Below are 11,152 nucleotides of genomic sequence, written 5' to 3'. Positions count from 1 at the left end.
CACTGGCTTATCAAGCACCCTGTTGAGTTCTCAAAGAACAAACACACACCGAACCGCCAACCCCAATCAAGGGGCCCACAACCCGGGGCTTTTCACTCCCACTTCAACACCCGGCGTTCCCGCCCGGCGCTTTTACTACGTTACCCGGTCGTTTCCGCCGAGTCAAACCGGAATTTCCCGGTTTGTCTAACTCGTCCCCACAGAAAGTCACGGCGGGTGACCCGCCGTAGAAGTCCCAGAAGGATTCGCAGGCCGTCCTGTCTGCGGTCTCACCCGCACGTCGTCCGGTTCCCTGCCGACCCACAACCATACCCGGTCGGTCTCGCGACGCCAAATCGACCCGACCAGCAGATCGTCCGTGTCGCTCCGCCCGCCAGTCTCGTACCCGGCGGTTGCCCGCCGCGAGAGCCTGGAGGTTGTCCCGCAGTTCCGGCCTTCCGGTGTTGTTCACACCGTTTCTGTCCGTTCCCCTGCGGGCAGACAGAAAGTTACGCGCCCGGCGGATTGATCGTCAAATCCGCCGGGCGCGTTCCCCGTCACATCAGCAGACGCGACTAAACGGCCAGCTCGATGCCGGCGAAGGTGCGCTTGCCCCGGCGCAGTACGAGGTAGCGCCCATGCAGCAACGACTGCGGCCCCACCTCGGCGTCCACATCCGACACCCGCTCGTTGTTGACGTACGCACCACCCTCGCTGATCGCCCTACGGGCCTCGTTCAGGCTGGCGACCAGACCGGCCTCCTTGAGCAACACGGCAACGGACGGCAGCTCGGCGAGGCGTACGAGTCCGGCTTCGGTGAGCGCGGCCCGCAACGTCTGCGGGGCGAGTTCGTCCAGCGAGCCCCGACCGAACAGGGCCTGGCTGGCGGCGACCGCCTGCCGGGTCTCCTCCTCCCCGTGCACCAGCGTGGTCAGCTCCTCGGCCAGCGCCCGCTGAGCCAACCGGGCCTGCGGCCGTTCCGCCGTCGCCCGCTCCAACTCCTCGATCTCCGCGTGCGAGCGGAAGCTGAAGTAGCGCAGGTAGCGGCCGACGTCCTGGTCGGCCGCGTTGATCCAGAACTGGTAGAAGGCGTACGGGCTGGTCATGGTCGGGTCGAGCCAGACGGCGCCACCCTCGCTCTTACCGAACTTGGTGCCGTCGGCCTTGGTGACCAGCGGGGTCACGAAGGCGTGCACCGGCCCCGCCCCGCGGCGACGGATGTAGTCGACCCCGGCGGTGATGTTGCCCCACTGGTCCGAGCCGCCGAACTGCAGCTGGCAGCCGTACCGGGTGTGCAGTTCGTAGTAGTCGTGCGACTGGAGGAGCTGGTAGCTGAACTCGGTGTAGCTGATCCCGCTCTCCAGCCGGGCCCGTACCACCTCGCGGGCGAGCATCTTGTTGACCGGGAAGTGCTTGCCGACGTCCCGCAGGAACTCGACCACCGACATGACACCGGTCCAGTCGAGGTTGTTGACGAGCTGGGCGGCGTTGTCACCGGTGTAGCTGACGAACGGCGAGAGCTGCTCGCGGATCCGCTCCACCCAGCTGGCCACCACCTCGGGTGGGTTCAGCGACCGCTCCGCGCTCTCCTTGGGGTCACCGATCTGCCCGGTCGCGCCCCCCACCAGCAGCAATGGGCGGTTTCCGGCCAGTTGCAAGCGGCGCGCGGTGGCGATCTGCATCAGGTTGCCGACGTGCAGGCTCGGCGCGGTCGGGTCGAAGCCGACATAGAAGGTCACCGTCCCGTTGTCGAACTGCGCCCGCAGTTCGTCCAGGCCGGTGGAGTCCTGGATCAGGCCCCGCCATTGCAGGTCGTCGATCAGCGGTCCCGACCCGGTCGACCCGGCGGACGCGGCGCTGCTCTCGGTCACGGTGCTGCTATCGGTCACGGAGGGATTCTCCCCCATCGGGCCTGGTGGGCCCCACCCGGTTATCCGGACCGGTAGGGTGGCCGGCGGATGATCACCGCCGGAGCCCGTCGGGCCGGTCGAGGAGGAGCAGCCGTGGATTTCTCTGAACTGACCGGCGGCTTCGCCGGCCTGCTCGGCCTGCGGCTCGACGAGGCGACGCCGGAGCGCGTGGTGATCACCTGGGACTGCGGGCCGGATCTGCACCAGCCGTACGGGATCCAGCACGGCGGCGTCTACAGCTCGGTGGTCGAGACCGCAGGCAGCATCGGCGGCGCGATCTGGTGGGGTGACCGGGGCCAGGTGGTCGGGGTGTCGAACCAGACCGACTTCCTGCGCGCGGTGCGCGAGGGTGAACTGACGGCGGTCGCGACCCCGGTGCACCAGGGTCGCAGCCAGCAGTTGTGGCAGGTCGACATCACCGACGCCGGGGGCCGGCTGGTCGCACGCGGCCAGGTCCGCCTGCAGAATCTGACCCCCGCGCCACCGGCCGCCGGGTAGTCACCCGCTCTCCGTAACCCGAGCCCGACCTCCGGGTACGCACACAGCCATGCCCCGGCCGGCGCCGTGGCGCGCGTACCCGGGATCGGCGGGGTGGTGTGCGTAGCCGGGATCGGCGCGTTGGTGTGCGTACCCGGGGGTTGGGGCGGTGGCGCGCGTACCCCGGACCGGAGGAGCGTGTCTCGGCCCGGCGGCTGCCGACGGGCGTCGGCGTGCCGTTGCCGGCGCACGGCAGGCGACGGGGAACCGTCCGATCATCCGATCGACCGCTCTTGACCTGAGGATCGCCGTCCCTCACAATCCCTATCAACTAAGTAGGGAACAACTTCGCCCGTGTCCTGTTCCTCGCGCCGGACCCCCACGCACGCCACCGGCGACTGACCGCAGGGAAAGGAACCACCGTGCGCAAACTCCTCCTTCTCGCCCTGGTGGGCCTCGGCGCCCAACTCGTGGACGGGAGCCTGGGCATGGCCTACGGCGTCACCTCCACCACCCTGCTCCTGGCGATCGGCACCAACCCGGCCGCCGCCTCCGCGACCGTCCACCTGGCCGAGATCGGCACCACGCTCGCCTCGGGCGCCTCGCACTGGAAGTTCGGCAACGTCGACTGGAAGGTCGTCGCGAAGATCGGTATACCTGGTGCGGTCGGGGCGTTCGCTGGTGCGACCTTCCTGTCCGGACTGTCCACCGAGGTCGCCGCGCCGGTGATGGCGCTCATCCTGCTGGTGCTCGGCATCTACATCCTGGTCCGCTTCACCGCGTTCGGCATCCCGCGTGACCGACTCGGCCAGCCGCTGCGCAAGCGCTTCCTCGGGCCGCTGGGTGTGGTCGCCGGATTCGTCGACGCCACCGGTGGCGGTGGCTGGGGGCCGGTCGGCACTCCCGCCATCCTGGCCAGTGGCCGGATGGAACCGCGCAAGGTGATCGGGTCGATCGACACCAGCGAGTTCCTGGTCGCGATCGCGGCCAGCCTCGGCTTCCTGGTCGGGATCGGCAGCGAGAACATCGACTTCGGCTGGGTGGCGGCACTGCTGATCGGTGGCGTGATCGCGGCGCCGATCGCCGCCTGGCTGGTCCGGCACATCCCGCCCCGGATCCTCGGTTCCGCGGTCGGTGGCGTCATCATCCTCACCAACACCCGCTCGCTGCTGCGCAGCGACTGGATCGATGCCTCGGACGCCACGCGTTACACCTTCTATGCGGTGATCTACCTGGTGTGGGCGGGGGCGCTGGCGTACTCGATCAAGCAGTACCGGGCCAACCGGGACGCGGAGCAACTGGAGTCGACAGCCACCGAGCAGCGGCCATCGGAGGCGACGCCGGTCTGATCCGAGGTCCGGCCGGGCCGGAACCGGAGCTCACGCCGCCGTGGGGAGTTGGTTCCCCACGGCGGCGTTGCGTGTGCTCGTCGCATGCTCGGGTGCTAATGACTCCATTAGACGATGAAAATGAAAACCACTAGCGTCTCCTTCGTCGAGATAACGAGGGAGGCATTGTTGAGAGCGTCAGCATCCTGGGCGATCCGGGCGGTGATCGCGGTCACGACGGTATCCGCCGTGGCCGCGTGCGGTTCCGGAAGCGACGACGGTACGGCCGCGTCCCCGACCGACGGGCAGAAGTTGTCGGTTGTGGCGACCACGCCGGAGGTGGCCGACTTCGTACGCAATGTGGGCGGCGACGGAGTGCGGGTGACCCAGCTCATCAAACCGAACGTCGACCCGCACGAGTACGAACCCACTCCCGCCGACATCCAGGCCATCAGTACCGCTTCCGTGGTCGTCAAGAACGGTGTGGGAATGGAGAAGTGGCTGGACCAGACGATCGAGGCGGCCGGCTTCGAAGGCACCGTCGTGGACACCAGCCAGGGGGTCACCCTGCGCAAGGGCGACCCGGACGACGAGGAGATGGCCGAGGGCGACCCGCACATCTGGCACAACCCGTTGAACGCCAAAATCATGGCGGAGAACATCGAAAAGGCGTTTGTCGCCGCCGATTCCGGCCGGGCGGCGACGTACCGGAAGAACTACCAGGATTACGCCGCGAAGCTCGACGCACTCGACGCCGAGAACACGAAGAAGTTCGAGGCGCTGCCGGTCGACCAACGCAAACTGGTGACCAACCACGACGCCTTCGGCTATTACATCGACCGCTACCGGCTCGAATTCGTCGGCTCCGTCATCCCCAGCATGGACACCAGCGCGGAACTCTCCGCCTCCCAACTCACCGACCTGGTTGCCAAGATCAAGGCCACCGGCACCAAGGCGATCTTCAGTGAGAGCTCGCTGCCGCCGAAGAGCGCCGAGGCGATCGCCCAGCAGGCCGGCGTCAAGGTGGTCGGCGGCGAGGACGCGCTGTACGGGGACAGCCTCGGCACCGAGGGCACGCCACAGGGCACCTACCTCGGCGCGGAGGAACACAACACCGACACGATCGTGAAGGCACTTGGTGGCTGAGTCGCCTGATGGCGTACCGGCGGCCGACGTTGCCCTGCGGTTCTCCCAGGCCAGCGTCGGCTACGCCGGCCGTGCCGTGCTCACCGGTGTGCACCTGGCGGTGTCGCCGGGAGACGCACTCGCCCTGGTCGGCCCGAACGGCGCCGGGAAGTCCACGCTGATCAAAGCGGTCCTCGGCCTCGCCCAGGTGCTCGACGGCTCACTGACCATCCTCGGCCAGCCACCCGCGCGCTCGCGCGGTCGGGCCGCGTACGTGCCACAGATCGACAGCCTGGACGCCGACTTCCCGGTGACCGCCGGCCAGGTCGTCCTGATGGGGCGTCACCGGCACACCGGTTGGCTGCGGCCACCCGGGCGGGCCGACCGGCGGATCGCCGCCGAGGCACTCGACCGGGTCGGGCTGGCCGACCGGGCCCGTACCCGGTTCGGTCTGCTCTCCGGCGGACAGCGGCAACGGGTGCTGCTCGCCCGCGCGATCGCGGCGCAGCCACGCCTGCTGCTGCTGGACGAACCGTTCAACGGCCTCGACGCGCCCAGCCAGGAGGAGATCCTGCGGGTGATGGCGCAACTGCGGACGGCCGGCACCGCGCTGGTGGTCAGCACTCACGACCTGGGCATCGCCCGGGACGCCTGCGACACGGTGTGCCTGCTCAACGGACGGCAGTACGGCTTCGGCCCGGTCGAGGAGGTCCTTTCCCCCGCGTTGCTGCGACAGACGTACGGCAACCACGCGGTCGAACTGGACGGCGGCGCCACGATGCTGGTCGAGCCCTGATGCGCGGCCTGCTGGTGGACCCGTTCGACGCCCCGTTCATGGCCCGCGCGCTCGCGGAACTGGCGCTGCTGGCGCTGATGTGCGGGCCGGTGAGCGTGTTCGTCTTCGTCCGCCGGCTCTCCTTCGTCGCGGACGCGCTGACCCACACCGTCTTCCCCGGCGTGGTGGTCGGTTACCTGGCCGGTGGAGTGGAGGGCATCTTCGGTGGGGCGCTCGTCGCCGGCCTGGTCACCGCGCTCGCGCTCAGCCTGCTGACCCGGCACGGTCGGCTCAGCGAGGACGCGGCGATCGCGGTCATGCTCACCGCGATGTTCTCCGTCGGCGTCATCCTGGTCTCCCGTCGCTCGTCGTACACCGCCGACCTGACCTCGTTGCTGTTCGGGCGGGTGCTCACCGTCAGCCGGGCGCAGCTCGTGCAGACCGGGGTGCTCGCGATCGTGGTGCTGGGCCTGCTTGCGGTCAGCGCCCGACTGTTGATCTTCCGCGCCTTCGACCCGGTCGGTGCCGCCGCGGCCGGCTACCGGATCGGATGGCTCGACGCCTGGCTGAACGTGATCGTCGCCCTGGTCGTGGTCGCCGCCGTCCGCGCCGTGGGCACCGTACTCGTGGTCGCCCTGCTGCTGGTGCCGGCCGCGACCGCGCGGCTGCTCACCGACCGGCTGCTCGCCATGGCGGCGATCGGCGTCGGGGTCACCCTCGGCGCGGGTTACCTGGGCCTGCTGGCGAGTTGGACCGCGTCGGTCGACCACGGCCTGCGACTCACTTCGGCCTCCGCGGTCGTGCTGGCGCTGGTCGCGGCGTACCTGCTGGCGCTGCCGGTCGGCGCGCTGCGCGCCTGCCGGGCCCGACGACGGGCGACAACCGTCCGGGGTACGTCAGCCGCCGTGCCGGGACCGGGCGGGCTGGTGCACCGATGAGCTGGTTCGACGACGTCTTGCACCGGGCCATGGTGGCGGCGGTGCTGGTCGGCCTGCTCGCCGGGCTGATCGGGGTGCAGGTGGTGCTGCGCCGGCTCTCCTTCTTCACCATGGCGATGAGCCACGCCACCTTTCCCGGTGTGGTCGCGGCCAGCATCATCGGGCTGAACATCTACCTCGGCGGCGCGGTCGCCGGCCTGGTCGTCGCCATCGGGGTGGCCGCGTTGAGTCGGGCCCGGGGGCAGGACGCCGCCGCGGCGACCGGGGTGATCCTCGCCGGTGGTTTCGCGATCGGGATCGGCCTGGTCGCCACCCAGAACGGCTTCAGCCGGGACCTGTCGTCGTTCCTGGTCGGTTCGATCCTCACCGTGTCCACCGGTGACCTGCTGATGATCGCGGCCGTGCTGGGCGTGGTCGCGCTGGTGCTGACCATCGGTGCCCGGCCACTGCTGTTCGTCGGCTTCGACCGGGTCGGCGCCCGCGCCGCCGGCTACCGCCCCGGACTGGTCGACCTGGTGCTACTGGTGCTGATCGAGTTGGTGATCGTCGCGGTCGTGCCGGTGGTCGGCACCATCCTGACCCTGGCGCTGGTCGTCGCACCCGCGGCGGCGGGCCGGGCCTGGTCCGACCGGATCGGCGTCGTCACCGCGTTGGCGATGGTGTTCGGCGCGGTCAGCGGGGTCGTCGGGCTGCTGGCGTCGAGCGCGTACGACGTGGCTGCGGGGGCGAGCATCACATTGGCGGCGACCGCGATCCTGGTGCTGTCCCTGATCGGGGGACGGTGGTTGGGACCGGCGCCGCGCGGACGCGAGGGTGCTGTCCGGACGTGAGCTGCTGGCCCGCAGGTGATCGGTCCGGCGGTCGCGGGTGCCGGGGGAAAGTGACGGAACCCGCGACCGCCGGAGGCGTCAGTCCTGCGCCTTGCCGGTGGTCAACCGGGCCAGCAGCAGGGCGACCAGGATGATCAGGCCGTAGATGGCCTGGATCCACTGTGCGGAGACCCCGGCCAGGGTCAGGATGTTGTTGATCAGACCGAGCACGATCACACCGCAGAGTGCACCGAACAGGGTGCCCTTGCCACCGTCCATGCTCACCCCGCCGATCACCGCCGCGGCGAACACGGTGAAGATCATGCCCTGCCCCTGGGCGGCGGCGACCGAGCCGAGCCGACCGGTCATCAGCAGCCCGGCCAGCGCGGCCAGCACACCGGCCACCATGAACACGATGAACACCACCCGGTCGGTACGGATACCCGCCGCCCGGGCCGCGTCGGCGTTACCACCGACGGCGTAGATCGACCGGCCCGACCGGAAGAACCCGAGTACGACGATGCCGACCGCGAACAGCACCCCGCAGAGCCAGATCGAGGCGGGCAGCCCCAGCCACAGCGCGTTGCCCAGGTAGAGCACCGACGGCGGCAACTCGAACAGGTTCTGTCCACCGGTGATGCCGATCTGCAGCCCCCGCAGCACGATCAGCATGCCCAGCGTCACGATGAACGCCGACAGCCCGAGCCGCAGGATCAGCATCCCGTTGAACGCGCCGACCAGCAACCCGATGAGCAGGCAGATCGGGATGGCGAAGGTGGTCGGCCAGTCCGTACCGAGGCCGTTGCTGGCGGCCGGGATCACCAGCGCGACCGCGAGCGCGGGCGCCAACCCGACGGTCGACTCCAGCGACAGGTCGAACTTCCCACCGATCAGGATGATCGCCTCGGCCAGCACCAGCAGGGACAGCTCGGTCTGCTGCTGCAACACGTTGATGATGTTCGCGGTGCTCAGGAACACCGGATCGACCAGCGCGCCGACCAGGATCAGCACCAGGATCGCGGGCACCAGCGCGAGATCGCGCAGGCGGGCCAGGCGCAGCCGGCGTCCGGCGGCCACCGTGGGGGGCGCCACGGTGGCGGTGGTGGTACCGGTCATTGTTGTGCTCCTTCCGGGGCCGCCGGCTGTTCCGCGGCCACTCCCTCCACGGCGGCGACGACGTCGGCGTCCGCCCAGCCGGGTGCCAGCTCCCGGGTCACCCGACCGTGGAACATCACCAGGACCCGGTCACACGTACGCAGGTCGTCGAGCTCGTCCGAGACCATCAGCACCGCGGTGCCGGCGGCGGCCGCGTCGCGTACGGCACCGAGCAGTGATTCCTTGGACCGCACATCCACCCCTGCGGTCGGGTTGATCAGCACCAGCACCCGGGGATCGGTGGAGAGCGCCCGGGCCAGCACCACCTTCTGGGCGTTGCCGCCGGAGAGGCTGTTCACCGGTGCGTCCGGGCCGGGCGCCTTGATGTCGTAGCGCTCGATCATGCGATCGGCGGCGGCGGCCCGGCGTTTCGGGACGATCAGGCCGGCCGGCCCGAAGCTGCCGTTGATCGGCAGGGTGGCGTTCTCGGCGATGCTGAGCAACGGGATCAGCCCCTCGCGGTGCCGGTCCTGGGGCACCGTGCCGATCCCGGCGGCCAGTGCCGCCGGCACACTGCCCGGCGGTACGACCCGGTCGCCGACCACGACCGTGCCGGTGTCGGCACGGCGCAGACCGCTGATCGTCTCGGCCAGCGACACCTTGCCGCTGCTACCGGAGCCGGTCACACCGACCATCTCACCGGAGCGCACCTCGAGGTCGATGTCCCCGTAGACATCGCCCAGACGCAGCCCGTCGACCCGCAGGCTGACCGGCGTGTCCGCCGGCAACGGTGGCCGGGCGGTGCCGGTCACCAGGCCGACGGCCTCCCCGGTCATCGCCTCGACCAGCGCCTCCCGGCCAAGTTCGGCGACCGGGCGGGTGAGCACCCAGCGGGCGTCGCGCAGCACCGTCACCGTGTCGCAGACCTCGTACACCTCCTGCAGGTGGTGCGAGATGAACAGCAGGGTCACCCCGGCGGCGGACAGGCTGCGCAACCGGTCGAAGAGCCGCTCGATGGCGACGCCGTCGAGCTGCGCGGTCGGTTCGTCCAGGATGATGAACCGGGCACCGGTGGAGAGGGCGCGGGCGATCTCCACCAGTTGCCGCTGTTCGACGTTCAGGTCACCGGCGAGCCGGCCCGGATCGACCGCCAGGCCGAACTCCTCCAACAGGTCACCGGCCCGGCGGCGAAGCTGCCGCCAGGCGATCGGGCCGCGTTCGGCCTGCCGGTTGAGGAAGAGGTTCTCCGCCACGCTGAGCGTCGGGATGATGGTCGACTTCTGGTACACGCAGGCGACTCGGCGCCGCCAGGCGTTCCGGTCCGACAGCGGCGGTGCCAGCTCGCCACCGAAGCGGACCTCGCCGCTGTCCGGCCGTTGCAGGCCGGTGAGGATCGAGACCAGGGTGGACTTGCCGGCGCCGTTGCGTCCGACCAGGGCATGCGTCTCGCCCGTGGTGATCGAGATTCCGGCGTCGGCCAGCGCCGTGGTGGCACCGAACCGCTTGCTGACGCCGACCGCCTCGACGGCCACGCCGGGTGCCGCGCCCGTGCCCGGGGCGGTGGCCCCGGGCACGGCGACACTGTTCTGGTTGTCGGCTGCGGACATCACTTCTTGACCTGGTTGCCCCACAACCCGGCGTCGTCGACGTTGGCCGCGGTGACCAGCGGCGCCGGGAGTTGGTCTTCGAGCTGACCGTTGCCGACGTCGACGATGGTGCTGCCGTGGTCGGTCGGGCCGGGGCTGAAGGTCTTGTTCTCGACCGCGGCCTTGGCGTAGAAGAGCGCGTACTTGGCGTACAGGTCGGCCGGCTGGGAGACGGTCGCGTCGATCTCACCCTTGCGGATCGCCTCGAACTCCTGCGGAATGCCGTCGTTGGAGACGATGAAGATGTGCTTGGGGTCGGTCGGCGGCACCAGCAGGTTCTTCGACCGGAGCAGCTGCAGGGTCGGGGCCAGGAACACGCCGCCGGCCTGCATGTAGACACCCTTGATGTCGGGGTGCTGGGCGAGCCGGGTCTGCAGCGCGGCGGACGCCTTGGGGCCCTCCCACTCGGTCGGCTCGGCGAAGATCGTGATGTTCGGGAACTTGGTCTTCATGCACTCGGCGAACGCCTCGGAGCGGTCCCGGCCGTTGACCGAGGAGAGCGAGCCCTGGAACTCGATCACCTTGCCGTTGCCGCCGAGCTTCTCGCCGAGGAACTCGCACGCCTTCTGCCCGTACGCCCGGTTGTCGGCGCGTACGACCATGAAGACCTTGCCCTTGTCCGGCCGGGTGTCGACCGACACCACCGGGATCTTCTTCTGTTCCAGCTGGGCCAGGGTGGTGGCGATCGCACCGGTGTCCTGCGGCGCCATCACGATCGCCTTGGCGCCCTGGCTGGTCAGGGCCTGGGCGTTGGCAACCAGCTTCGCGATGTCGTTCTGCGAGTTGGTCGGGTCCATCAGGTTGATGCCCTCTTCGGACGCGTACTGCGGGATGTACTTCGCGTACGAGTTCCAGAAGTCCGAGTCCGCGCGGGGCAGGTCGACGGCGATCGGCGGCTTGTCGCCGCCCGTACCGCCGGTGGAGGTGTCCGCGGAGTCGCCGCAGCCGGTGGCGGTAAGGGCAAAGGTGACGACCAGCGCCGCGGTGACCGCGGCGCGCCTGGTCAGTTCCATGGTGATCCTCACTGTCGGGACGGAAACGCTGGGTGGGGATGCGCTGGTCTTACCGTG

The 11,152-nt window shown here is 69.7% G+C and carries 10 protein-coding genes; 6 read left to right on the top strand and 4 right to left on the bottom strand.

What is annotated here, in order from left to right; translation table 11 throughout:
• Positions 1-554: 554 nt before the first annotated feature.
• Positions 555-1,802 (bottom strand): tyrosine--tRNA ligase, encoded by a 1,248-nt coding sequence (gene tyrS / locus AB0J90_RS34985; protein WP_363603382.1) that lies wholly within the window; start codon positions 1,800-1,802, stop codon positions 555-557.
• 135 nt (positions 1,803-1,937) lie between these two features.
• Here tyrS and AB0J90_RS34980 point away from each other — a divergent pair, with 135 nt between their 5' ends.
• The 6 genes from AB0J90_RS34980 to AB0J90_RS34955 all read left to right on the top strand — a co-directional run bounded on the left by AB0J90_RS34980 (position 1,938) and on the right by AB0J90_RS34955 (position 7,362).
• Entirely contained in the window at positions 1,938-2,387 is a 450-nt protein-coding gene (locus tag AB0J90_RS34980) for a PaaI family thioesterase (protein WP_363603380.1), read from the top strand.
• 401 nt (positions 2,388-2,788) lie between these two features.
• A complete protein-coding gene (locus tag AB0J90_RS34975) occupies positions 2,789-3,715 on the top strand; it encodes a sulfite exporter TauE/SafE family protein (RefSeq protein WP_363603379.1) in 927 nt (308 codons plus the stop codon).
• Positions 3,716-3,883: 168 nt separating this feature from the next.
• Positions 3,884-4,840, top strand: a complete 957-nt coding sequence (locus AB0J90_RS34970; RefSeq protein WP_363603378.1) for a metal ABC transporter substrate-binding protein — start codon at positions 3,884-3,886, stop codon at positions 4,838-4,840.
• The gene (locus tag AB0J90_RS34965) at positions 4,833-5,615 is read left to right on the top strand and encodes a metal ABC transporter ATP-binding protein (protein ID WP_363603377.1); all 783 of its coding nucleotides are present in this window, start codon (positions 4,833-4,835) and stop codon (positions 5,613-5,615) included. The genes AB0J90_RS34970 and AB0J90_RS34965 overlap by 8 nt, the downstream gene beginning before the upstream one ends.
• Positions 5,615-6,532 (top strand): metal ABC transporter permease, encoded by a 918-nt coding sequence (locus AB0J90_RS34960; RefSeq protein ID WP_363603376.1) that lies wholly within the window; start codon positions 5,615-5,617, stop codon positions 6,530-6,532. Before AB0J90_RS34965 ends, AB0J90_RS34960 begins: the two co-directional genes overlap by 1 nt.
• Complete coding sequence (locus tag AB0J90_RS34955; RefSeq protein ID WP_363603375.1) at positions 6,529-7,362, top strand: metal ABC transporter permease; 834 nt, start codon at positions 6,529-6,531, stop codon at positions 7,360-7,362. Before AB0J90_RS34960 ends, AB0J90_RS34955 begins: the two co-directional genes overlap by 4 nt.
• 78 nt (positions 7,363-7,440) lie before the next feature.
• Here AB0J90_RS34955 and AB0J90_RS34950 read toward each other — a convergent pair whose 3' ends face one another.
• The 3 genes from AB0J90_RS34950 to AB0J90_RS34940 are packed head-to-tail and all read right to left on the bottom strand — an operon-like array spanning position 7,441 to position 11,095.
• Positions 7,441-8,457 (bottom strand): ABC transporter permease, encoded by a 1,017-nt coding sequence (locus AB0J90_RS34950; RefSeq protein WP_363603374.1) that lies wholly within the window; start codon positions 8,455-8,457, stop codon positions 7,441-7,443.
• Complete coding sequence (locus tag AB0J90_RS34945) at positions 8,454-10,043, bottom strand: sugar ABC transporter ATP-binding protein (protein WP_363603373.1); 1,590 nt, start codon at positions 10,041-10,043, stop codon at positions 8,454-8,456. Before AB0J90_RS34945 ends, AB0J90_RS34950 begins: the two co-directional genes overlap by 4 nt.
• Entirely contained in the window at positions 10,043-11,095 is a 1,053-nt protein-coding gene (locus AB0J90_RS34940) for a sugar ABC transporter substrate-binding protein (RefSeq protein WP_363603372.1), read from the bottom strand. The genes AB0J90_RS34945 and AB0J90_RS34940 overlap by 1 nt, the downstream gene beginning before the upstream one ends.
• Positions 11,096-11,152 lie beyond the last annotated feature (57 nt).

Origin of the sequence: Micromonospora sp. NPDC049523 (assembly GCF_040676775.1) — a bacterium.
Classification (GTDB): Bacteria; Actinomycetota; Actinomycetes; order Mycobacteriales; family Micromonosporaceae; genus Micromonospora_G.
This window is presented reverse-complemented; position numbering and strand designations above follow the sequence as displayed.